The sequence below is a fragment of the Actinoplanes ianthinogenes genome (genome assembly GCF_018324205.1).
GTDB lineage: Bacteria > Actinomycetota > Actinomycetes > Mycobacteriales > Micromonosporaceae > Actinoplanes > Actinoplanes ianthinogenes.
This window is the reverse complement of record NZ_AP023356.1, coordinates 3152412-3174405: the sequence shown is the minus strand read 5'-3', so window position 1 is coordinate 3174405 and position 21994 is coordinate 3152412. Positions and strand designations below refer to the sequence as shown.

Annotated in this window: 19 protein-coding genes and 1 pseudogene; 5 read left to right on the top strand and 15 right to left on the bottom strand. The window is 72.1% G+C overall.

All coding sequences use genetic code 11. The features are described from left to right. The first annotated feature begins 9 nt into the window (after positions 1–9). The 3 genes and pseudogenes from Aiant_RS14225 to Aiant_RS14215 all read left to right on the top strand — a co-directional run bounded on the left by Aiant_RS14225 (position 10) and on the right by Aiant_RS14215 (position 2758). The gene (locus tag Aiant_RS14225) at positions 10–891 is read left to right on the top strand and encodes a hypothetical protein (protein ID WP_229831425.1); all 882 of its coding nucleotides are present in this window, start codon (positions 10–12) and stop codon (positions 889–891) included. Then, positions 888–2192 (top strand): annotated as a pseudogene (locus tag Aiant_RS14220) (methyltransferase family protein). Before Aiant_RS14225 ends, Aiant_RS14220 begins: the two are co-directional and overlap by 4 nt. Then, the gene (locus Aiant_RS14215) at positions 2150–2758 is read left to right on the top strand and encodes a TetR/AcrR family transcriptional regulator (RefSeq protein ID WP_306415862.1); all 609 of its coding nucleotides are present in this window, start codon (positions 2150–2152) and stop codon (positions 2756–2758) included. Before Aiant_RS14220 ends, Aiant_RS14215 begins: the two are co-directional and overlap by 43 nt. Here Aiant_RS14215 and Aiant_RS14210 read toward each other — a convergent pair whose 3' ends face one another. Further along, on the bottom strand, positions 2759–4225 hold the full coding sequence (locus tag Aiant_RS14210; RefSeq protein WP_189336494.1) for a deoxyguanosinetriphosphate triphosphohydrolase family protein: 1467 nt from the start codon (positions 4223–4225) through the stop codon (positions 2759–2761). Positions 4226–4235: 10 nt separating this feature from the next. Further along, positions 4236–4754 (bottom strand): LURP-one-related family protein, encoded by a 519-nt coding sequence (locus Aiant_RS14205; protein ID WP_425322693.1) that lies wholly within the window; start codon positions 4752–4754, stop codon positions 4236–4238. A 189-nt stretch (positions 4755–4943) separates the two neighbouring features. On the opposite strand from Aiant_RS14205, the gene Aiant_RS14200 reads away from it, so the two are divergent. Continuing rightward, positions 4944–6044 (top strand): MBL fold metallo-hydrolase, encoded by a 1101-nt coding sequence (locus Aiant_RS14200; RefSeq protein ID WP_189336496.1) that lies wholly within the window; start codon positions 4944–4946, stop codon positions 6042–6044. Between the two features lie 6 nt (positions 6045–6050). Here Aiant_RS14200 and Aiant_RS14195 read toward each other — a convergent pair whose 3' ends face one another. The 13 genes from Aiant_RS14195 to Aiant_RS14135 form a co-directional block, all read right to left on the bottom strand. Then, positions 6051–6272 (bottom strand): hypothetical protein, encoded by a 222-nt coding sequence (locus Aiant_RS14195; protein WP_189336497.1) that lies wholly within the window; start codon positions 6270–6272, stop codon positions 6051–6053. 132 nt (positions 6273–6404) lie between these two features. Further along, positions 6405–7328: a diacylglycerol/lipid kinase family protein gene (locus tag Aiant_RS14190; RefSeq protein ID WP_189336498.1), complete on the bottom strand. Its 924-nt coding sequence runs from the start codon at positions 7326–7328 to the stop codon at positions 6405–6407. Positions 7329–7405: 77 nt separating this feature from the next. Further along, positions 7406–8314, bottom strand: a complete 909-nt coding sequence (locus Aiant_RS14185; protein WP_189336499.1) for a DNA-3-methyladenine glycosylase family protein — start codon at positions 8312–8314, stop codon at positions 7406–7408. A gap of 292 nt (positions 8315–8606) precedes the next feature. After that, positions 8607–9854, bottom strand: a complete 1248-nt coding sequence (locus Aiant_RS14180) for a Pecanex-like protein 1 (protein ID WP_189336500.1) — start codon at positions 9852–9854, stop codon at positions 8607–8609. 45 nt (positions 9855–9899) lie between these two features. Further along, on the bottom strand, positions 9900–10655 hold the full coding sequence (locus Aiant_RS14175; protein WP_189336516.1) for a DUF4142 domain-containing protein: 756 nt from the start codon (positions 10653–10655) through the stop codon (positions 9900–9902). A gap of 20 nt (positions 10656–10675) precedes the next feature. Next, positions 10676–11362: a hypothetical protein gene (locus tag Aiant_RS14170; RefSeq protein WP_189336501.1), complete on the bottom strand. Its 687-nt coding sequence runs from the start codon at positions 11360–11362 to the stop codon at positions 10676–10678. A 224-nt stretch (positions 11363–11586) separates the two neighbouring features. Beyond that, positions 11587–12357, bottom strand: a complete 771-nt coding sequence (locus Aiant_RS14165) for a zf-HC2 domain-containing protein (protein ID WP_189336502.1) — start codon at positions 12355–12357, stop codon at positions 11587–11589. Continuing rightward, a complete protein-coding gene (locus tag Aiant_RS14160) occupies positions 12354–13031 on the bottom strand; it encodes a sigma-70 family RNA polymerase sigma factor (protein ID WP_189336503.1) in 678 nt (225 codons plus the stop codon). The genes Aiant_RS14165 and Aiant_RS14160 overlap by 4 nt, the downstream gene beginning before the upstream one ends. Before the next feature lie 628 nt (positions 13032–13659). Beyond that, positions 13660–14628 (bottom strand): hypothetical protein, encoded by a 969-nt coding sequence (locus Aiant_RS14155; protein WP_189336504.1) that lies wholly within the window; start codon positions 14626–14628, stop codon positions 13660–13662. Continuing rightward, complete coding sequence (locus Aiant_RS14150; RefSeq protein WP_189336505.1) at positions 14625–17123, bottom strand: AAA family ATPase; 2499 nt, start codon at positions 17121–17123, stop codon at positions 14625–14627. Before Aiant_RS14150 ends, Aiant_RS14155 begins: the two co-directional genes overlap by 4 nt. Then, positions 17120–18271: an exonuclease SbcCD subunit D gene (locus Aiant_RS14145; protein ID WP_189336506.1), complete on the bottom strand. Its 1152-nt coding sequence runs from the start codon at positions 18269–18271 to the stop codon at positions 17120–17122. The genes Aiant_RS14150 and Aiant_RS14145 overlap by 4 nt, the downstream gene beginning before the upstream one ends. A 9-nt stretch (positions 18272–18280) precedes the next feature. Continuing rightward, positions 18281–20026, bottom strand: coding sequence for an ATP-binding protein (locus tag Aiant_RS14140; protein WP_189336507.1), 1746 nt, complete (start codon positions 20024–20026; stop codon positions 18281–18283). A 144-nt stretch (positions 20027–20170) separates the two neighbouring features. Next, positions 20171–20872, bottom strand: coding sequence for a pyrimidine reductase family protein (locus tag Aiant_RS14135; protein ID WP_189336517.1), 702 nt, complete (start codon positions 20870–20872; stop codon positions 20171–20173). A 376-nt stretch (positions 20873–21248) separates the two neighbouring features. Here Aiant_RS14135 and Aiant_RS14130 point away from each other — a divergent pair, with 376 nt between their 5' ends. Then, positions 21249–21959, top strand: coding sequence for an ACT domain-containing protein (locus Aiant_RS14130; protein ID WP_189336508.1), 711 nt, complete (start codon positions 21249–21251; stop codon positions 21957–21959). Positions 21960–21994 lie beyond the last annotated feature (35 nt).

Sequence of the window (21994 nt, the reverse complement as noted above, 5' to 3'; positions counted from 1 at the left end):
AGGATGAGCGTGCACAGCAGAGTTGTCCGGACGCCGAACCTGTTTCTGGCCGGCCTGGTCGCGGTGATCGGCGTGGTGAGCTTCGTCGTCGCCGTGGCGACCGGGCGGGCCGACAGTGCGCTGTTCTTCGTCGCGCTCCCGGCCGCGCTGGCCGTCGGTCTGGCTCTCACTCCGGGCCGGACCACGCACGGCCGGGTGTTCCGGCTGACCACCATCGCCCTGCTGCTGGCCGCGGTCGTCCTGCACGAGGGCGCCATCTGCGTGCTGCTGGCCGCGCCGCTGGTCTACCTGGTGGCGCACGCGGTGACCGGGCTGGTCCGGCTGGCCCGGCGCGGTGGCCGCTCCGCCCTGGCGGTGCTGCCCCTGCCGCTGCTGCTGGTCGGCAGCGCCGAGGGGACCAGTGCCGACTGGCGCGTGCACCCCGACCAGTCGGTCGAGGTCACCCGCGTGGTCGCGCTCGGCCCGGAGCAGGTGCGGGCGACACTGGAGGCCGGCCCGCAGCCGACCGGCGTCCGCTCGCTGCCGCTGCGCCTGCTCGGCGTCCCGATGCCGGAGCACGTGCACGGCGCGGGGCTGGCACCCGGCGACCGCTGGACGTTCGCCTACCACGGCAGCTCGCACGGCCCGGGCGGCGACATCGTGACCGAGGTCCGCGACGCCGGCCCGGCCCGGGTGACCTGGGCGGTGGTCGAGGACACGTCGATCACCAACCGCTGGGTCGGCATGCGGGACGCCACGCTCAGCTGGCACACCGTCCCCGGCGGGACCGCGGTCACGCTGCACGTCGGCTACCGCCGCGGGCTCGACCCGTCGTGGTATTTCGGTCCGCTCCAGGACGGGCTCATGCACGCCGGCGCCGGCCACGTCCTCGACATGCTCGCGCTGCGATGACCCTCGTCCGCTACCTGTCGCTGCTGCTGCCCGCCGCGGCCCTGCTCGGCGCCGTCCGCGGCACCGATCGAGCCACTCGGGCCGGGGCCTTCCTGGCCTTCCTGGCCGCCGCCCTCGGCGTCGCGGCGCTGCACGAGCTGGCCGGGCTCGGCGCCTGGTGGGGGTTCGCCGCCGTGGACGGCGCCTACCGCGGCATGCCGATCGACCTCTGGCTGGGCTGGGCCGCCCTCTGGGGGCCGATCCCGGTCCTGCTGCACCGCCGCCTGCGGCTCCCGGTGACGCTCGGCGTGCTGCTCTGGATCGACCTGCTCGCGATGCCCCGGCTCGAGCCGCTGCTCACCCTCGGCCCGCACTGGCTGCGCGGCGAGTTCCTCGGCCTGCTCGCCGTCGCCCTGCCGGCCCAGTTGCTCGGCCGCTGGACCGCCGCCGACCGGCAGCTGTACGCCCGGGTCGTGCTCCAGATGATCCTGTTCACCGGCCTGATCCTGTGGCTGCTGCCGACGGCCGTCCTCACCCTCGCCGGGGGCGCCTGGCCACGGCTGCCCGGTCCCGCGTTGACCGTGGTCGCCCAGGTCGCGGCGGTGCTGGGGCTGCCGGCGGTGGCGGCGGTCCGGGAGTTCGCGGTGCGCGGCGGCGGCACCCCGTTCCCCTGGGACCCGCCGCGCCGGCTGGTTACCACCGGCCCGTACGCCTACGTCGCCAACCCGATGCAGCTCAGCATGGTCGCCGAGCTGACCCTGCTGGCCGTCGTCGCGCGCAGCCCGGCCCTGGCTGCCGCCGCCCTCGGCGCGGTCGCCTTCTCGGCCGCGGTCGCCGCCCCGCACGAGCGTGGTGACCTGGGCGACCGTCACGGCGACGGCTGGCTCGCGTACCGCCACCAGGTGCGCGACTGGCTGCCCCGGGCCCGGCCCTACCGGGCGATCGAGCCGGCCCGGATCTGGCTGGACGACGACTGCGGCCCGTGCGCCGCGACCCGGGACCTCATGGCGGCGCGCACGCCCGTACGGTTGGATCTCGTGCCCGCCGCGACTCACCCGACCACCCTGTGGCGCGCGAAGTACGCGACCGCCGACGGATACTCCGCTACGGGGGTGGTGGCCGTCGCGTCCGCGTTCGATCATCTGGGCATCGGCTGGGCGTACCTCGGCTGGTTCCTCCGCCTCCCGGCGGTGCACCAGCTCGCGCAACTGATCACCGACGCCCAGATCGCACCACCCCACCCCGCCGGAGGACAACGGTGAGCGACACGAAGCAACGCCTGCTGGACGGCGCCCTGGACGCCCTGCGCGACCACGGGGTGACCGGCACCTCGGCCCGCACCATCGCCGCCGCGGCCGGGGTCAACCAGGCGCTCGTCTTCTACCACTACGGCTCGGTCGACGAGCTGGTCGGCGCGGCCTGCCGACAGGCCACCGAGCAGCGGGTGGCGCACTACTCGGACCGGTTCGCCGCGGTCACCTCGCTGCGCGAGCTGCTCCAGGTGGGCCGCGAGCTGCACGCCAGCGAGCTGGCCCAGGGCAACGTGTCGGTGCTGGCGCAGACCCTGGCCGCGGCGCAGAGCAACGCGCGGCTGGCCGAGCCGATCCGGGCCACCTTCCAGCTCTGGACCACCGAGATCGAGGCGGTGCTGCGCCGGGTGCTGGCCGGCTCGCCGATCGCCGAGGTCGCCGACGTGCCCGGGCTGGCGCAGGCGATCTCGTCGGCGTTCGTCGGGCTGGAGCTGTTCGAGGGCATCGACCCGGACGGCGGCCGCCGGGCGATGGAGGCCATCGACCAGCTCGCCGTGCTGGTCGAGGTGATGGACGAGCTCGGCCCGCTGGCCACCCGGGTGCTGCGCTCCCGGATCAAGAAGGCCGGGAAGAGGTAGTCAGAGCACGAACGCGTCGGTCCAGAGCTGCCGCGAGCGCCCGGAGAGCGCCTCCATCAGGCCGACCGCCTGCCCGTCGGTCAGACCCGCCACGAAGTCGATCACCGCGCGCCCGCGGGCCCGGCCCAGCCGTTCCGGTGTGCCCTCGGGCAGCTCCGCCTCGGCCAGCTCGACCAGGTCCCGCAGCCGGCGCGGCAGGCGGTCCTCCTCGTCGGGGTCGGTCAGCCAGGCCAGCAGCGCCTCCACCAGGGTGGCCAGCAGCCGGCCCTGACCGCGCTGGTGCAGCGCCAGGTCCGGCCGGGCCAGCACGAACCTGTTCTGCACGAACTTGAGGATCTGCACCTCGTGCCACTGCGCCACGGACAGCTGCGCGTGCCCGCTGCGGATCGCCGCCTGCTCGGTCAGCTCCACCGAGTCGACCAGCCGCCGGGTCCAGGTCGCCGAGAACGCCGCGACCCGGGCCTCGGCCTGCACCGACCCGTCGAACGGCTGGGCCAGCAGCCCGTCCACCAGCTCGGCCCGGACCAGCTCGACCGCGTCGGCGAACGCGTCGTCGTCGGCGATCCAGTCCTCCTTGCGATGCAGGCTGCGGCGCAGCGACTCGATCGCGCCGCCGGCCCGCCGCAGGTCGGTCGCGGTGCCCCAGCGCTGCCAGGCCAGCAGCTCGGCGGCGACCGCGCCCTGCTGGAGCACGCCGACCCGGTGCACGTCCTCCAGGTCGTGAATGGCGTACGCGATGTCGTCGGCGGTGTCCATCACCGAGGCCTCGACGGTCTGCTGCCAGTCCGCCACCCGCCCGGCGAACGGCGCCCGTGCCGCCCGCACGTCGTTGACCTCGGTGGAATACGCCCCGAACTTGCCCGAGCCGCCCTCCGGATCGTCCGGGTGGGCGGCCGCCCCGCGCGGCGGCGGGTCCATGAACCGCGGGTGCGGCGCCGGATGCCCGTGCCGGGTCCACGGGTACTTCAGGATCGCGGCCCGCACCGCGTTCGTCAGGTTCAGCCCGATGGTGGCCTGCCCGCGGATCTCGGTGCTGGTGACGATCCGGTACGACTGGGCGTTCCCCTCGAACCCGTCGCGCAGCCCGAGCCGCTGCCGGGCCAGCCGGTCCAGCACCCGCTCGCCGAGGTGCCCGAACGGCGGGTGCCCCAGGTCGTGAGCGAGCGCGGCGGCCTCCACCACGTCCGGGTCGCAGCCGCCCAGTTTCTCCGCCAGGTCGGTGTCCCGGGCCTGGATCCGCTCGGCGATCGCCCGGGCCACCTGGGCGACCTTGAGGCTGTGGGTGAGCCGGTTGTGCACCAGCAGCCCGGCCCCGCCGGGGCTGATCACCTGGGTGACCCCGGCGAGGCGGGCGAAGAACGGCGAGCTGACGATCCGGTCCCGGTCGACGCGGAACGGGCTGAACGCGAGGTCGCCGGGGGCCACCGTGCTGTCGCCGAAGAGTCGCTGGGTACGCGGATCGTCCATGGGGAGCAAATTACCGGGACTGGAGCGCGTCCAGCGCGACGGCCATCGCGATCACCAGGCGACGGTCCAGGTTCGGGTCGTGGATGGTCACGTTGTAGGTGTCCCGGAAGCCCCACTTGCGCTCCACCGAGAACCCGACGTGCCCGTTGATCTCGAAGTCGAAGTGGTACGGCAGCCAGGACAGGTAGTCGATGAACCGGCGGCACAGCGCCACGAAGAAGTTCCGCTCCTGGCCGACCAACTCGGCGTAACCCGGCTGCTCCAGCACCCAGGTGGAGCGCAGCAGGGACGCGCCGAACTTCTTGCGGAACAGGCCGATCGGGGCGCCGGCCGCGTCCACCACGTCGTAGGTCGCGCCCAGGTCGATCACCTGACGGGCCTTGAAGCCCAGCACCGGCACCTGCTTGGTGTCGTCGGTGTAGAGGGTGACCTGCTCCTTGAACGCCAGCCGCTTCTGCTGGGCGAACGCCAGCATGCCGGCTTCCTGGCCGTCCGGGGTGGAGGCGTGCACCTCGTACTGATTGACCATCAAACGCACGCGCTGACGCACGATGAGCTGTTGCTGAGCCTGAAGAATGTCGATCGTCACCGCGGCAGTGTGTCATACGCCTCATAGGCCCGCTCGGAATGCCGGTGAGGGTCCGGAGCAGGCGCTTTCTCAGCGTCGCCTCAGGGAGGCGCTGGGCGTGGCGGGCTCGATCAGGTCAGACTGGAGCACATGGCGAAGCGTGTTCGTACCCGTACGGTAGTGGCTCTGGCACTCGGCGCCGCGGCGGTCTGGGCCGCCCGCGACCTCCCCGCCCAGATGGGCGCGAAAGCGCGCGGCGCACGCCGCGCCCGGATGGAGGCCTCCCCGCAGTTCTCCGGTGGAAAATTCCGCAACACGGTCCCGGCCACCGAGGTCGCCGCGGCGTCCATGCCGCGGCTGTTCGTCGCCGCGATGACCGACCGCGACGCCCGCCGGCCGCACCTGCCGGTCCCGGTGGTCACCCCGCCCTCGGCCCCCGCCGACGGCCTGCACGTCACCTGGTACGGGCACTCCTCCGCGCTGGTCGAGATCGAGGGTCACCGCGTCCTGCTGGACCCGGTCTGGAGCGACCGCTGCTCCCCGTCCCGGCTGACCGGCCCGCGCCGGCTCCACGAGCCGCCGGTCCCGCTGCGCGAGCTGCCCCCGCTGGACGCGATCGTGATCTCCCACGACCACTACGACCACCTCGACATGGTCAGCATCCAGACCCTGGTCGACCTCCAGGCCGCACCGTTCCTGGTCCCGCTCGGCGTGGGTGCCCACCTGGAGCGCTGGGGCGTCCCCGAGTCCCGCATCGTCGAGCTGGACTGGGACGAGTCGCACAAGGTCGGCACGCTGGAGCTGACCGCCACCGCGGCCCGGCACTTCTCCGGCCGCGGCTTCAACCGTGACGAGACCCTCTGGGCCAGCTGGGTGCTGAAGGGACCGACCCGCCGCGCGTTCTACTCCGGCGACACCGGTTACTTCCCCGGCTTCGCCGAGATCGGCGAGGAGCACGGCCCGTTCGACGTCACCCTGGTCCAGGTCGGTGCGTACGGCGACGCCTGGCCGGACATCCACATGGTCCCGGAGGACGGCGTCTCGGTGCACGTCGACGTCCGCGGCGGCCTGATGATCCCGGTCCACTGGGCCACCTTCAACCTGGCCCTGCACGACTGGTCCGAGCCGGCCGACCGCACCTGGCGCGAGGCCAAGGCCAGGGGCGTGCGGCTGTCGATCCCGCGCCCCGGCGAGCGCGTCGACGTCGACAACCCGCCCCCGGTCGACGGCTGGTGGCAGCAGATCGCCTGACCACGCTCAGCGGGCCAGGTCGTACGCGGCGGCGGTGAGGCCCAGCAGGACCAGGGCAGCGCCGGCGGCTAATCGGGCGGTGTGCGACCAGGCGGTGCGGCGGTCCTGGCGGAACGAGCGCTTCGACGAGCGGGCGTCCTGCCAGGCCGCGTGGGTGCGGCCGAGGCGGTAAGCGATCACCGGGACGGTGGCGACGGCCAGCAGGGTGCCCAGGAGCAGTGGCGACATGGCGGACCTCTCGTGTCGATGGGTGAACCGCCAGTCTGGGGGCCGCAAGCATGGTCAATCCAGAGGATTCCTGGGCCTATCCGGGCAATAACCGCGCGGGGCGGGACGGACGGCGACGAAGTCTTCTGTCGCCTATCGGTCACTCGAATCCTCGGACCGTTCCTCCGCCGCGGGGACGCAGATCTCCACGGCGCCCGGGACGATCGACGCCGTGAAGCTCTTCGTCCGGGCCCGGGCGCCGCCGTCGAGCTCGTACTCCAGCTTCGACTTCAGCCGGACCGAGACCTTGCGGGCCCGGGTGGTCCGGACGAACGGTGAGCTGTCGGAGCGCTTGACCGCCATGGTGCCGAGCGCCCGCGCCCACTGGAGCGCACCCTGCGCGGTCGCCACCCCGACGTCGAGCCACCCGTCGTCCGGCGCCGCGTCGTCGAAGGCCTGGATGCCGCCGGTGATCGTCCCGACGTTCCCGATCAGCACGCAGCTGGCCTCGTCGTCGAACCAGGGGACACCGTCCACCTTGATCTTCGTGCGCGGGGCCTCGCCGCTGACGTGCCGGATGCCGGTCCAGACATACGCGAGCTTGCCCAGCCGGTCCTTCAGGGCACCGTCGGCGTCCTTGATCATCGCGCCGTCGAAGCCGACCCCGGCCATCACGGCGAAGTGCTCGCCACCGAGTTTGCCGAGGTCGAGCCGCCGCCGGTCGCCGGTGAAGGCGATCTGGACGGCCTGCTCCAGGTCGGTCGGGATGCCCAGGTTGCCGGCCAGCAGGTTGCCGGTGCCGGCCGGCATGATCGCGACCGGCACGGGCGAGCCGTCGGCCGCGACCACGTCCAGGGTGCGCTGCACCATGCCGTCACCGCCCCAGACCACGAGCAGGTCCGGCTTCTCGGCGAGGGCTTCGCGGACTCGGGCCGGCGCCTTGCGGCTCTTCGGCACCTCGTACCAGAAAAGGTCTTTGATGTCGTGGTCGGTGAGCCGGCGGCGCAGCTCGTCCAGCCCGCCACCGAGGGTCTTCTTCTTGTGGGCAACGACGGCGACTCTGCGGGGGGTTCGCATGTCGCCGCCGTTACCCGAACCGGAGCTCTTCCAACCACCGGCGAGGGCCTATTGCCCCATCGTGAAGATCGATTAACTCAGAACCGGGCGAACGAGCGCACCGGCATCCGCGGGCCGTAGCGGGGGGCCATCAGGCCGCCCATGGCGAGCAGATCGCAGACCCGGCCCCGGTGCCCCCGGAACGGCTCGAGCAGCTCCAGCATCCGCTCGTCGGTGCCGCGGGGCTCGCCGGCCAGGGCGTACGCAACGGTGTTGGGAATGTGATAGTCGCCGACACTGACCGCGTCCGGGTCGCCGAAGGCGGTCCGGACCACCTCGGCCGCGGTCCACGGCCCGATCCCGGGCAGCGCGGTCATCCGCCGGGTGGCCTCGGCCGAGTCGGCGCACTCCTCCAGCCGTGCGGCCACCTGCGCGGCGCGCAACAGCGCCTGGGTGCGCCGCTGCTCGACGCCGAGCGGATGGAACTCCCAGTAGGGCCGGGCCGCCACGGCGGCCGGATCGGGCGGCAGCACCAGGGGGACCGGCCCGGGTGCGGGCTCGCCGAGATGACGACAGATCTTTCGGTACGACCGGTGCGCCTCGGTGCCGGTCACCTTCTGCTCCAGGATCGCCCTCAGCAGCCGCGGGAACACCTGCCCGGTGGCCGGCATCCGCACCCCGGCGAACGTCGTGGCCAGCCGGGCGACCAGCGGATGCCGGCGGGACAGGTCGGCGAAGCCGCTCACGTCGTCGCGCAGCCCGGCGATCGCGTCGGCCCGCTCGATCACCCAGCCCGCCCCGGGCCCGTGCCCGGTCGCGACCAGCTCGCCGGCCTCCCGGGCCAGCCGCAGGGTCGCCGGGCCGGCGGGGGAGCGGACCGCGAGCCACAGCTCACCGTCGCGCAGCACGCCGCACGGGTCGTGCTTGGGCACCAGCAGCGAGCGCACCGAGGCGGCGAACTGATACCGCTCCGGCGGTGTCAGGCGGCGGCTCACCTCGGCGGTCATCCGGAAACTGTGCCACGCCCGGCGCCGTTTGACGAGCAAGCCGATGGCCCTGTCCCCGGTGCTGGGGTCAGGGCCATCGGACGGTGATCGGATCGATCACCCGGTTGCGGAGCGGTGCCCCGGGTGGAGGCCGGGCAGTCGCGGTTCGCGTCCGGCAGGGGAAGGACGGCCGGCGGGCCCGAAGGGGGGTCCCGGCGAGACACCGTGGGAATGTGCCTCTCCGGTTCGGGCCCGCCGGGCGACTGTGCTCCGCGAGCGTGTTCGGGAAGGGCCGGCCGAGGGCCGGCCGGGATCAGCGCACCCGGATCCGGACCACGTCGAAGGCCGGGGTCTGGTTGGCGCGCTCCATCATCGGGATCCGGTGCGAGCCGTCACCGGCCCAGGACGCGCACTGCGCGAGTCCGGCCTGCGGCAGGCCCGGCACCTGGATGGTGACCGTGTCCGGCGTGCGGCCGCCCTTGCTGTCCTCGGTGGCGACGAAGAACGCCGGGACGCCTTCCGGGGTCGGCGCCTCGTTGGTGCTGGCGAGCATCCGGCAGGCGGTGTGGAAGTGGCCGCGGACCAGGCCGTTCTGGAGAACGCTGGACTCCACGTAGTAGCCGCCCTGACCGGCCGCGAGGAACCGGTCGCGGATCAGGTTGCGGGTGCTGACCTGGAGGGTGAACGCGGTGTTCCGGTTCACCTGTCGCGGCGCCTGGGTGATCAGCAGCGACGGGTTGTTGGCGGCCGAGCCGACCTCACCGAACTCGGTGGAGACGCACCGGTCGCCCTTCTGGAAACCGTCGTGCCGCGGCAGGTTGCTGGTGTCGCAGCTGTTGGTCAGGATGCCGAGGCCGGCGCCGGGCGGCGGGGTGCTGGGCGCCGCGGTCGCGCCGCCGCCGTTGTTGTTCCCGCCGTTGTCGCCGCCGCCGTTGTTGTTCCCACCGTTGTTGTTGCCGCCGGTGTTGTTGCCACCATTGTTGTTGCCGCCGGTGTTGTTGTTCCCACCGCCGTTGTTGTTGCCGCCGGTGTTGTTCTGGTTGTCGGTCGGCTCGGTGGTGGCGGGAGCGGAGGCACCGTCGGAGGCCTGGCCCGTCGCGGGGGCGCTGGTCGGCGCGCTGCTCGCGGCACCGCCGTTGTTGCCGCCGTTGTTGTTGCCGCCGGTGTTGTTGTTGCCGCCGTTGCCCCGGTTACGGCGCCGGTTGGTCTGGTTCTGCGTGTTGGCGACGTTGTTCATCACCCAGTCGCGGCAGCGGGCGCGCACCTGCTCGGTGGTCGCCACGTCCCCGGCCCCGTCGTCCGGGTGCTGGGTGACCGTGCCGTTGTTGGTGGTGTACGTGCCGCGCCGGGTCTGCGTGGACAGTTTCGTCTGACCGCCGGCCTTCAGGTTGTCGCAGGCCGCGAGCGCCGACTTGGTGTTGTCGTTGGTGCTGGCGCTGGAGATCTGCGTGACCGTCACGATGCCGCCGAACGCCGCGAGCGTGGCCGCCACGGCGATGATCCGGCGACGCCCGCTGAACCACGTCGGGTTAGTGGGGCGCCGGTACTTGGACCTTCGCATGGGTGACACCTTTCTTCGTCGCCGTCGGGGCGATGTCTCTCGGGGCTACCGCGATCGGAAGATGCGCATGGTGGTGATCACGCCGATCACCAGCGCGGCAGCAAGGACGAGCAGGATTACGGTGTTGCTGAGACCCGGCACTCCGCCGCCGTTGCTGGCGGCGACGATCATCTGGTTGTCGATCGGCACCGGGCCCTTCTGGCCGGCGGTGGGCGCGGCCACGGTGGGCAGCGCGCCGTAATCGACGATGCCGCTGCTCTCCAGCAGGGTCATGTGCGTCATGACGAACTGGTTGGCCTGCTGGGCCAGCTTCCGGACGGTGTCGTTGCGCGTCCCGGCCCGGATGCTGGCGATCGCCGGGAAGATCTTGCCGTGCGCGGCGCGGAGCCGGTCGACGAAGATCTGGTCGAACTGTGCCCCCGAGGCGTTCTTCATCTCGTTCAGCCAGCCCTGCTGATCGTCGTTGGGCTGGTTGGGCAGGTCGATGCCGAGTTTCTTGGCCGCCGCCCGGTCCAGGCTGTCGAGGGCCACGTGCTGCGCCGCGATCGACTTGCCGATCTTGACGACGTTCGGGTCGTTCGACTTCTCCTGGGCCATGTTTCCGGCCGGGATCTCCCAGAGGCCGGCGAGTCGTACCTTGATCACGAAGTCTTGATCAGCGGCGCTGAGCGAGCCTTTCGCGGTGTCGGTGAGCCCGGTGTTCGGGGGCACCGGCACCGCGTCGTCGGCCCGGGCCGCACTGGCCGGCGTCAGCATGAAAGCCAACGTCACGGCCGCGGCACCCACCAGCCAGGACTTCATCGTCGTCACCTGCCGTTTCCTCAGTAGCTGTAGTCGCTGCCGGAGCCACCGGCGCCGGAGTCACCGCCGGAGGCGTCCGCGGGTGGCGCCACCGGCTTCGAGATCTTCGGAAGGCAGGTGAGGTTCTTGGTACCGGTCGGCGTGATCACGAACCACTTGCCGTTGACGTTCTGGCCCTTCCACTGGTGCGGCTTCTTGTCGCCGACGTAGCGGTAGAGCGGCCAGCCCTTGAGGGTCAGCTGCTTGGTGCCGTCCGCCCGGGTGACCGTGCCGACCAGCTTCTGGTCCACGCCCTTGAGGGTCGGCTTGCCGTCGTTGGTCAGGGCCGGCGGCCAGACCTTCGCGCAGTCACCGTTGCAGTTCGACTTCGCCGGGTCGTCGCCGTCGTCGTCGAACCGGTACATGACGAACCCGTCCTGGTCCTCGACGACCTTGCCCATCCGCGGCACCGAGGTGCCGGTGAGCGACGTGGTGACCAGATCGTCCGCGACCTCGGACCCGGTGTCGCCCGGGGCCGGCTCGGCGGTGGAGGCCGGGTCGGCCGCGTTCGGGTCGACCGCGCCGCCGGTCGCCTCGGCGCCCGGGGTGGCCGCCACGTCGGCCGCGGCGGGCTCCGCCGCGTTGCCGTAGTCGGCCGTGTTGTCGAGTCCGGCCGGAGCGCAGCCGGGTAGTGCGACCATCGCAGCCAGCGCCACTCCGGCGACCATCAACTTGCGCTTCTCCGGTACCACTGGGTCCTCCAGCTGATCGATACCCACTGCCATTTCCGCGCAGTAGTACGGGACCTGCGCGGTGGCGGTTGAACATTTGGCTCGATCAAATTGGGGAATTTTTGTTTGAACCGCGGGCCGGGTGCGGTGCGTATAGAAAAGGCCCACACGGCGAAAAAGGGCCCAGCCGAGGCGGCTGAGCCCTATTCGTGTTCGAATGATTACGGAACGCTGATCAGCGTCTCCCCGGTCCCGGTCGCGGTGAGTTCCTGCACCTGCACGTGGGCGATGTCGTCGCGCGGGGTGCCGGTCACCGCCTGGAGCAGCAGCGGGGACGGGTTGGCCGGGGTGCCCCAGCCCTTCTCCCCGATCGTCCAGGTGGCCACCCGCTCCGAGGTGCCGTCGCGGTGCACCAGGACCAGGCCGCACGTCTTCGGCCCCTTGATGTTGGAGACCGCGAAGGAGATCTGGGTGCCCCAGTCCTTTTTCTCCAGGCCGACCGCGGTGGCCACACCGGTCCGGGTGTCCGTGCCGTTGTAGTTCTGCCCGGGCAGGGGCAGGCCGCCGATGCCGACGCCGTCGCTGTCCGGCAGCGGGTCGAGCTTGTCGCTGGCGGTGGTGCCCGGGTTCCGCGTCGTGGTGTCCGTGCCGAGCAGCTTGGGGCCCAGGAAGAGCGAGCCGATGGAGAGCATCGCGAAGACGACCACGGCGGCGGCGAGCGAGTAGAGCCGGCGGCTGTTGGCCCGCTGGCGTTCGACCTTCACCTCGCGGAACATCTTGTTCAGCAGGACGCCGTCCTGCTCGGACTTCTCCGCGGCGAGCAGCGCCTCCGCGTCGACGTCGGCCAGCGCGTCCGCGACCTGGACGAAGGACTCCAGCTCGAACGCACACTGCGGGCACTCGATCAGGTGGTCCTCGAACCGGGCGGCGTCGCGGTCGTCGAGCACGCCGAGGGCGTACGACGCGACGTCGTAGTGGTCTTCCTGAGTCATTCCGTCACCCCCCGCTGCTGCAGAGCGGTACGCAGCGCACGCAGAGCGTAGTACACCCGGGACTTGGCCGTACCCAACGGAAGGTTGAGAACCTCGGCCGCCTCGGGCACCGTGCGACCGCGGAAGTACGTCTCGATCAGGATCTCCCGGTGCGAGTGGCTCAACTGCCGGAGCGCGTCCGACACCGTCATGGACTGCAGGACCTTGTCGGTCTCGTCCGAGGTGGTCGGGAAGCTCTCCAGCTCCCGGTCGTACGTCTCGGCCGGCCGCGCGTTGGCGCTGCGGTGCTCGTCGATGGCGATCCGGCGGGCGACCGTGACCAGCCACGGGCGCAGCGACTGCTGTCCCTGCGCGCCGAGCCGGTGCGCGTTGCGCCAGGCCCGCAGCAGGGTCTCCTGCACGATGTCCTCGGCGCGCTGCCGGTCGCCGCCGGTCAGGCGCAGCACGAACATCAGCAACGGTCCGGCGTGCTCTTCGTAGAGCAGCTTGACCAGTGTGTCCTCGTGACTGGCGCTGGTGTTCGGCGCCTCGTGGCGGGCCGACTGGCGGGGGATCACCGAACCGTCATCCTGTGCACCACGGCCTCCGTCGAGTGCCTGCCACCTGCTTCCGGAGTGTCGCGCCATCACACGCACCCTCTCCGGCGAGAGCCGCTTCTCGGCCACCGCATGCATCGATACCTCCGCCCGGACCTTTCCCCGTCGCCTGAGATACGGCTGGGGGGCCCGGCCGGGATCAAAGCCGGCGCGAGATTTTCCGGGACACTCGGTCTCAAGGGTCCTCCGCTTGTGGTGACGATCGTGACGGCGTGCCGGTCGCGGATCATGGGGGGATTGATCTACGCCGATTCGGACGCCAGGTAAGGCGGAATGATACTCAGTCGCCCCGGTGCGAGACATGGCTCTGGAAATAATTTCGCCCGTCGCGGGAGAGCGTGATCCCGCTCCGTGAGCGAGCAATTCCGCTGGGTGTCGGTGGATGAGTATTGTGTGGTGAATGGCGGGGTCCCGAGACCGTTCGGGGGATGCTCGGATATCTCTTGGACTCTTTCGGGCGACACCCGGTAGGGAGCGCTCCCATTCCTTGATCTTGCTGCTCCGGCGCGCGGCTTTGTAGTAAACGCGTGTTTACCGCGTGGCTCTGCGTGGAGAACGAATGGGGTGATCCGGGCCTGTCCCGGATGGTCCGGACCTGTGACACGGGCGCTTCGACGATTTTTTCGGGACGGCCCCTCCTGTACCGATATGCGGTACCAACTCCCGGAAAATGGGAAACCTGCGGAGGATGCCAGTGAGCGCCCGATCAGCGGGAACGTGCCGAGGCGAGCGCGAGTGCCCGATGCAGCACGCGCGAGTCCCCGAGCATGCCGCGCAGCCGCCGCTCCAGCCCGGCGATCGGCACGAGGTTCTGCGGCGCCCGGGGATCCTTGTACGACGCCGACGCGAACCGGGGCAGCGTCGCCCCGGACAGCCCGGCCAACTCGATCGCCTGGTCCACGGTCAGCTCCGGCGAGCACTCCACCCGGACGATGCCGGACCACGGCGCGCCGGTCCCGTTCGGCAGCCGCAGGTACCACGACCAGCCGCCCCACCGGGTGCCGAGATGGAAGACCGGGGTCCGCTGGCCGGCCCGCAACCGGGGCACGACCGCCTCCTGGGCCGCGGGCAGATAGCGGCTCTTCTGCGTCTTGATGTATCCGATCGTGCGCGGCAGCTGCCGCCGGTCCCGCAGCGGCCCGTCCACGATCAGCAGGTCGGCGCCGTCCGTGCCGCGGGCCCGCGCCTCCGACGAGATGTCGATCTCCAGCGCGGTGAGCGGCCCCTGCACGGCGGCTTGCAGCTTGCTCGCCTCGCCGGCGCCGGCGATCCGGTGGATCTCGTAGTGCACCGAACCGGCCTGCACGCCGTCGACCGACGGGCTGGCGGTGAACAGGCCCCGGCCGACCCGGGCGGCGACCAGCTCGGCCGCGCCGTGCGCCAGGTCGCACCGGACGACGCCGGCCGCGAACGAGGCGGCCAGCCCGGCGAACGAGGTGCCGTCCTCCTCCGCGGTCCAGATCTGGGCGTCGTTGCGGCGGACCCCGTCGACCAGGAACACCACGTCCGGCGCTCGGGCGCCGGCCGGCACGTCGACCGGGGCCCACTCGGCGGCCGGCACCTCCACGTCGACGTCCACCTGCGCGCTGCTGGGCGAGGCCGGCCCCTCGCCGTCCCCGCCCTCGAAGGAGGCCCCGTACGCCGGGTCCCACGCGTCGACGTACATCCGGGTCACAGGCCGATCCTCTCGACGTGTGCGGTGCGGGCGTCCTTGCGTACCTCGAACCGGACCGGCACCCGCTCGGCGAGCGCGTGCACGTGGGTGACCAGTCCGACCATCCGGTCGCCGCGGGCGGCCAGATTTTCCAGCGTCGCGGCGACCACGTCGAGGGTCGCCGCGTCCAGCGTGCCGAAGCCCTCGTCCAGCACGATCGACTCCAGGCTGGCCGCCGTGGTGCTCATCCCGGCGAGCTGCTCGGAGAGGGCGAGGGCCAGCGCCAGCGACGCCTGGAACGTCTCGCCGCCGGAGAGCGTGCGCACGCCCCGCCGCAGTCCCGCGTCGTGATGGTCGATCACGAAGAACTCGCCCTTGTCGTGCATCAGTTCGTACTGCCCGCCGGTGAGCTCGCGCAGGATCCGGGAGGCACCGTCGACCAGCAGGTCCAGTGCCTCCTCCAGCAGCCAGCGCTCGAAGTTGTTCGCCCGCAGGTGCCCGGCCAGCGATTTCGCCACCCGGCCGGCCTGTTGCAGGGCCATCCGCTGGTCCTGCATCTCGCGCGCCTGCTCGAGCCGCTCGACCAGGCGCTGCCAGGCCGCCTCGGCCCGCTCGGCGGTGACCGCGGCGGCCCGGATCAGGGTGGCCTCGGCGTCGGCCGGCGCGACCGTGGGCGGCTGCACCCCGGCGTCGGTGAACAGCGTCGCGATCGCCGACTGGGCGCCGGCCGTGGCCTCGTGCGCGGCGGTGACCGTGGCGTCCGCCTCGGTCCGGGCCGCGGAGCGGGCGGCGTGCTCGTCCCGGGCCCAGCCGACCAGGGTCTGCCAGGCGCCGGCCAGGTCGTCCCGATCGGCCGGCGGCGGCACGAACCGGGCCAGGCCGTCACGGACCTCGTCGAACCGGCGCCACGCGGTGCGCTGCTGCTCCTCGGCGGCCCGGACCGCGGCCTGAGCGGAGCGCAGCTGGTCACGGGCCGTCCGGACGGCCGAGGTGGCGTCCTCCAGCCTGCCCTGCAACCGCCCGAACTCGGCGAGCTGCTGCTGGATCGCGGCCACCCCGGGCAGGCCCTGCACCGCCTTGCGCACCTCGGCGAGCCGGGTCAGGTGGTGCTCGTACTGCCCGCGCTTGCGCTCCAGGTCGGACTCCAGGTTGCGGGCCACCGCGTCGCGCTCCTGCCAGCGGGCGGTGGCCTGCTCGGCGGCCTGCCGGGCGGCGGTCCCGGCCGCCTCGGCCAGCCGCACCGCCGACTCCCGCGGAACCTCCGGCACCACGGTGACCGGCTGCTCGCAGACCGGGCAGTCGTCACCGGGGGTCAGGTGCCCGCGCAGCGCGGTGGCGCGGTCCCGCTGCTGGGCGTCGCGGTAGTCCTGCCGGGCCTGTTCGAGCAGTTGCTGGGCGCCGATGTGCTCGGACTCGGCCAGGTCGGCCGCGGCGCGCGCGTCCCGGCACTCCACCTCGGCGACCGACACCTTGCCGGCGAACCAGCCCTCCTGCTCCGTGAGCCGCTCCAGCTCGGTGTGCCGGTCCAGGGCCAGCCGCAGCGAACCGGCGTCGCCGGCCGCGGCCAGCTCGCCGCGCACCTTCTCCTCGGCCTCCTCGGCCGCGTGCACCGCCTCGGCCGCCCGCTCGGCCTCGGCACGGGCCGCGGTGATCGCGGTGGTCGCCTCGGCCAGGTTCGCCGGGGTGCGCACCGAGGTCAGCAGCCGCAGCTCCGTGTCCAGGGTGTCCCGGGTGCTCCGCGCCGCGTCCTCGGCCGCCCGGGCCGCCCGCAGCGCCGGCACCGCGGCCTCGACCGCGGCGGTCAGCTCCCGCATCCGGGCGAGGTGGCCCGCGGCCTCCTCGACCGCCTCGTCGGTGGCGTCCTCCAGGGCGGCCAGCGCCTGGTCGACCACGGTCAGCTTGGCCTCCGCGGCCTTGCCCCGCTCGGCCGCCTTGACCTGCACCTGCTCGTACATCTGCAGGCCCAGCAGGTTGACCAGGATCTGCTGGCGGGTGGCCGGTTTGGCGTGCAGGAAGTCGGCGAACTGGCCCTGCGGCAGCACCACGCAGCTGGTGAACTGTTCATAGGGCAGGCCGACGGCGTGCAGCACCGCGTCGTCCATCTCGGCCGGGACGCCGGCCAGCACCTCGCCGAGGTCGTCCAGGTCCATCCCGGTGTCGAGCTTGCTCACATCGAAGCCGGGCGGCATCAGCTGGAGGCCGGCGCCGGAGGTCTTGACGTTGCCCCGCCCGTCACGCCGGACCACCCGGGTCGCCACGTAGCGGTCACCGGCCGACTCGAAGACCAGGCGGACCCGGGCCTCGGCGGCGGACGGGGCGAGCGCGTTGCCGATGCCCCGGGCGCCGCCCCAGCGCGGGACCTGGCCGTAGAGCACGAAGCAGATCGCGTCGAGCACCGTCGACTTGCCCGAGCCGGTCGGGCCGACCAGGGCGAAGTAGTCGGCGTCGGTGAAGTCCACCGTGGTCTGGTCACGGAACACCGTGAACCCGGACATGTCCAGCCGAATGGGCCTCATTGGGTGCTGCTCACCTCGTCGTACAGCTCGTCGAAGAGCTCGCGGACGCCCTCCTCGGCGTTGCCGCGACTGTCCAGGTAGTCGCCGAAGAGCTCGCGCGGGGAGCGGCCGGCGCGTTCCGCCGATCGGGCGCCCGCGCGGTCGGGCAGCATGTCCGGGTCGATGCGGACCTCCAGAGCGTTCGGCAGCAGCTCCTGCACGTCCTCGCGCAGGCCGGGGCGGGGCGCCTCACGCACCAGGACACGCAGCCAGGCATCCGGAAGGTTCACCGTGGCGAGCTGTTCCAGGGTCCCCCGGACGGTGCGCAACGTGAGCGCCTCGGTGACCGGCACGTCCCGGACCTGGGCCGCCTTGTCCACGCCGACCTCGACGATCGCCACCGAGCAGACGTTCTCCTCCTCGCCGAAGTCGATGGCGAGCGGGCTGCCGCTGTACCGCACCGGGCAGGGGCCGATCACCCGCTGCGAGCGGTGCAGGTGGCCGAGCGCGACGTAGTGCGTGTTCTGCGGGAAGACCGTGGACGGCACGGCGTAGCCCATGATCGTGTGCGCCTCGCGCTCGCCGCCGCCGGTGCTCGCCCCGACCAGGGTCAGGTGCGCGGTGATCAGATTGACCACCCCCGGCTCCGCGAAGGACTCGCTCAGCTTGCCGATCAGCCGTGCCATCAGATCGGCATACGTCTGATTCGCCTCGGCCTCGGTGAGGTCGTACATCTCCGCGGCGCGGATCGCATATCGCTGGGAGAGGAACGGCAGCGCGATCAGTCGCCACCGCTCGCCGCCCTCGGTGGTGCCCTCGATCACCAGGTCGCCGAGGCTCTCCCGGACGGAACCGCGCAACTCGATGCCGGCCGCGTCGGCCCACGGCCGCAGCGCGTCCAGAGCCTGACCGTTGTCGTGGTTGCCGCCGATCGCCACCACCCTCGCCCCGGTGTTGCGCAGCGCAGAGAGCGCCCGCGTCACGAGACGCGTCGACTCGGCGGTGGGTGCCGCGGTGTCGTAGAGGTCACCGGCGATGATGATCAGGTCCGGTTTCTCCGCCCGGGCGATCTCGATCACCTGGGCGAGCACCTTGGTGTGCTCCTCACGCCGGTCGCGACCCTTGAGAACCTTGCCGACGTGCCAGTCGGACGTGTGCAGGATGCGCATCGCAGAACCTTAGAACGGAATGTCGTCGTCGCCACCGGCCCGGCCGCCGATCACGGCGAACGGGTCGGCGGACTGCACGATCGAGCGCAGCGACTCGGCGGGCGGGGGACCGGACTCCGACTTGCGGGTGGCCCAGGCCGGGAACGGGAACTCCACGCAGAGCGGGACCGGGATGTCCGGCTGGTTGACGAACATCGTGCCGGGCCGGGCCAGCAGGGCGCGCTGGCGCATGGCCGGGGGCAGGAAGCCGTACTCCGGCCGGGAGGCCTCGGCCGGGTCGAGCCGGCCGACCACCCGGATCGCCGAGTTGGTGACGATCCGGCGCTCCACCTCGCTGGCGGTCTGCTGCGCGCCGATCAGGATCACGCCCAGCGAGCGGCCGCGCTCGGCGATGTCGAGCAGCACCTCCTTGATCGGGGAGGAACCCTCGCGCGGCGCGTACTTGTTCAGCTCGTCGAGGACGACGAAGAGCAGCGGGCGGCCGGTGCCGGACTTCTCCTTCTCCTCGAACTCCGACTTCAGCGTCACGCCGACCACGAACCGCTGCGCCCGGTCCGGCAGGTTGTGCAGGTCGACGACGGTGACCTGGGCGCTGTCCGCGGTCTTGATCTGGTGCGGGCGGCGCTGCGCCAGGTCGCCCCGGATCAGTCGGGACAGGTCCCGCTTGCTGCCGATCAGCCGGCGGGCGAACGCGTTCACCGTGCCCATGTTGATCGCGCTGCCGGCCCAGATCGACCGGGTCTCGTCGTCGGTGAGCTGGTCGACGATGTGATCGACCAGGTCGCCATAGGACCCGATGCGGCGGCCGTCGATGCTGATCCCGCCCTCGGCCGGGACCGCGAACCGGTGCAGGTGGGCGGTGACCGAGTGGACCACCATCGTGTACTGCTGGCGCTCGTCGTCGGCGTCGGCGAACACGTAAGGCAGGAGCTTGCCGGAGCAGAACTCGTCGAGCGTCCAGTAGAACGCGTCGACGCCGGTCAGCCGGCCGCTCACGTCGGGGGCGCCGGACGGGTCGCCGGGGCGGGGCGGCGCGTAGACCCGGACGTCGGTGAACGGGGTGTCCGGCAGGTCGAGCAGCTTGTAATACGCCCGGGTCTGCTCGTCCAGCTTCGTGTTCGGGTGGTCGAGGAAGAGCAGGTCCTCACCCTTGACGTTGAAGATCAGCGCCCGTGCGTTCGCCCCGTCGGCGCCCAGCTGCCCGGAGCGGAACACCGAGTAGAGCAGGAACGTGGCGAAGCTGGTCTTGGTGGCCACGCCGGAGATGCCGGAGATGGAGACGTGCGCGCCGCGGGTGCCGTCCAGAAAGTCCGCGTTCAGGAACACGGGGACGCCGTCGCGGCCGGTGCCCATCGGGACGCGGCGCTCCATCCGGTCGAAGTGCAGGGCGGCGTCGCGGTCCTCGCCGGAGGCCCGGTGCACGATCGCGCCGGGGGCCGGTGGCACGTAGAGCTCCGGGTCGACGCGGGTGGTGGTGATCTCGGCCGCCTCCTGAACCATGGCCGGCAGCGTGCCGTCGGCGATGGCGAACACGTCCGAGTCGAACTGCGCGCCCTCGTGCCGCGCCCGGACCTGGGTGACCACCCCGGCGATCGTCACCGGCTCGCGGTCCGGCAGCTCACGCTGGGTCACCACGACGTCGTCGAGCTGGAGGTAGCTGCCGGGGGCGACGGCCGTCCAGAACTGCAACGGGGTGGCATCGGCGGTACCCAACACCCGCCCGACGGGGGAAGTTTCGTCAGACACGGAGATCATGGTGCCTCAGAGGTACGACAAAACGCTTGTTCCCGGGGTTGTCCACAACTTCTGGGGTCCATCCACAGAGTTATGCACAAGATCTTGATCACCCGAAGGAGGCGCGCCTGACATCACACCGGTTGGCACCGACGTCGGCCGGGACTAACTCCGGGCGTACCGTAAGAAAAGCATGTCGTCCCTGGTCAGTGCGTGCCGCAGCGACATCCGCCGCGGCGGCGAAGGCGGACCGGTCGCGATGCGGCCGGCCCGGCCGCCGATCAGCAGCGGCGCCACCGTCAGGCACAACTCGTCGACCAGGTCCGCCGCGATCATCGAGCCGAGCAGCGCCGGACCGCCCTCGCAGAGCAACTGGGTGGCGCCGCGCTCGTGCAGCAGCCGCACCCCGGCGGCCAGGTCGACCCGCTCGTCACCGACCGCGATCACCTCGGCCACCTCGCCGATCGGCGCGACCGGCGCGGCCCGGTGGGTCAGGACGATCGGCCGGACCGGCGCGTCCGAGAAGATCAGCTGGGCCGGGTCCAGGTCCAGCGACCCGGAGACGATCACCATGAGCGGGAACTCCGGCAGCCCCTGCGCCCGGCGCCAGGCGCGATCGTCCGCGGTCAGCCGCAGCGCGTCGTAACGTTCGGCGCGCACCGTGCCGGCCGCCACGACCAGCGCGTCGCAGACCATCCGCAGGGTGTCGAAGACCTCCTTGTCACCGGGCCCCTGCAGCCCGGCGGAGAGGCCGTCGACGGAGACCGCCCCGTCGGCGCTGGCGATGAAGTTCGCCCGCAGGGTGGGCCGCTCGTGCCGCGGATAACGGGCGACCAGCCCGTCCCGGTCCTCCGGAAGCGGGATCATGGCCCGGGCGGGCCGGTCACCGGCGGGACCGGACCGGGCTCGCGGTGCTGGCAGTCGCACCACGATCCGCCCTTGCAGTCCTCGTGCCGCCGATCCCGGCAAGACTCGCAGATCATGTTTCGACTCTAGGACGCACGGTCCGCTTCCGGTGCATTTGTGGTACGGCCGCGGCGCCCGGCCGATACCCGAAGGTGTCAGACAGCTGACAACCGTGCGGAATCCCGGAGCGGGATCTGCCTACGCTGAGTTGTGACTTACGGCATATCTTGCCCGGCTTGATGGCCGGGACACGACCGTGCAACGGGTCCGAAACGCCGGATGGGCAGGGTGTTCACCTAGGGCGGCGGCACCGGTCGTCCGCGACGGGAGGAGTCACATGTTGCTGCGGGTTCGAGTCACCCTGCCGGACCGTCCCGGCGCTCTCGGCCAGGTCGCGCGCACTCTCGGCGTGGCCGGCGCGGACATCGTGCAGGTCGTGGTGCTGGAGCGGCTCGGTGGCCGGGCGGTCGACGACTTCACCGTCGTCTGGCCGGGCGCGGCCCGCGTGGAGCGTCTGCTGGCCGGGCTGGCCGCGATCCCCGGAGTCCAGGTCGACGGGGTGTGGAAGGCGATCGGCGCCCCGGTGAACGGTGGACACGACGCCGAGCTGCTCGCCCAGGTCGCGGCGAACCCGGCGGACGGGCTGGCCACCCTGGTCGACGCGGTCCCGGGGCTGCTCGCTGCCGACTGGGCGGCAGCGGCGACGGTCCCGGCCGACTGGGCCGCGCGCAACGGCGCCAACGGGGTCGGTCACCAGCCCCGGGTGGCGTACGCGAGCTGGCGCGCCCCGTCCCCGCTGCACCTGCCCGAGGTCACCCCGCTGCGGGCCCGCCCGTTCGCCGACCCGGGTGGCGCCCGGTACGCGGTCGCCCCGTTCGGCCGTGGCGGGCTGGTCCTGCTGGTCGCCCGGACCGACGAGGACGACCTGCCGGCCGCCGCGTTCCACGTGACCGAGGTGGACCGGGTGGCCCAGCTGGTGCGCGCCGCCGCGGTGATCCTGGGCGACCGGCTGGACGCCGTGACGCCCGCCACGATCGCCAAGGTGTGACCGTCCTAACCCGGAAAATCGCAGCTCAGGCAATA

Excerpts from the sequence above, each read along its gene's own strand:
- Aiant_RS14210 (WP_189336494.1), bottom strand. The coding sequence starts at position 4,225 with ATGGACGATCCGCGTACCCAGCGACTCTTCGGCGACAGCACGGTGGCC.
- Aiant_RS14205 (WP_425322693.1), bottom strand. The coding sequence starts at position 4,754 with ATGGTCAATCAGTACGAGGTGCACGCCTCCACCCCGGACGGCCAGGAA.
- Aiant_RS14200 (WP_189336496.1), top strand. The coding sequence starts at position 4,944 with ATGGCGAAGCGTGTTCGTACCCGTACGGTAGTGGCTCTGGCACTCGGC.
- Aiant_RS14195 (WP_189336497.1), bottom strand. The coding sequence starts at position 6,272 with ATGTCGCCACTGCTCCTGGGCACCCTGCTGGCCGTCGCCACCGTCCCG.
- Aiant_RS14190 (WP_189336498.1), bottom strand. The coding sequence starts at position 7,328 with ATGCGAACCCCCCGCAGAGTCGCCGTCGTTGCCCACAAGAAGAAGACC.
- Aiant_RS14185 (WP_189336499.1), bottom strand. The coding sequence starts at position 8,314 with ATGACCGCCGAGGTGAGCCGCCGCCTGACACCGCCGGAGCGGTATCAG.
- Aiant_RS14180 (WP_189336500.1), bottom strand. The coding sequence starts at position 9,854 with ATGCGAAGGTCCAAGTACCGGCGCCCCACTAACCCGACGTGGTTCAGC.
- Aiant_RS14175 (WP_189336516.1), bottom strand. The coding sequence starts at position 10,655 with ATGAAGTCCTGGCTGGTGGGTGCCGCGGCCGTGACGTTGGCTTTCATG.
- Aiant_RS14170 (WP_189336501.1), bottom strand. The coding sequence starts at position 11,362 with ATGGTCGCCGGAGTGGCGCTGGCTGCGATGGTCGCACTACCCGGCTGC.
- Aiant_RS14165 (WP_189336502.1), bottom strand. The coding sequence starts at position 12,357 with ATGACTCAGGAAGACCACTACGACGTCGCGTCGTACGCCCTCGGCGTG.
- Aiant_RS14160 (WP_189336503.1), bottom strand. The coding sequence starts at position 13,031 with ATGCATGCGGTGGCCGAGAAGCGGCTCTCGCCGGAGAGGGTGCGTGTG.
- Aiant_RS14150 (WP_189336505.1), bottom strand. The coding sequence starts at position 17,123 with ATGAGGCCCATTCGGCTGGACATGTCCGGGTTCACGGTGTTCCGTGAC.
- Aiant_RS14145 (WP_189336506.1), bottom strand. The coding sequence starts at position 18,271 with ATGCGCATCCTGCACACGTCCGACTGGCACGTCGGCAAGGTTCTCAAG.
- Aiant_RS14140 (WP_189336507.1), bottom strand. The coding sequence starts at position 20,026 with ATGATCTCCGTGTCTGACGAAACTTCCCCCGTCGGGCGGGTGTTGGGT.
- Aiant_RS14135 (WP_189336517.1), bottom strand. The coding sequence starts at position 20,872 with ATGATCCCGCTTCCGGAGGACCGGGACGGGCTGGTCGCCCGTTATCCG.
- Aiant_RS14130 (WP_189336508.1), top strand. The coding sequence starts at position 21,249 with ATGTTGCTGCGGGTTCGAGTCACCCTGCCGGACCGTCCCGGCGCTCTC.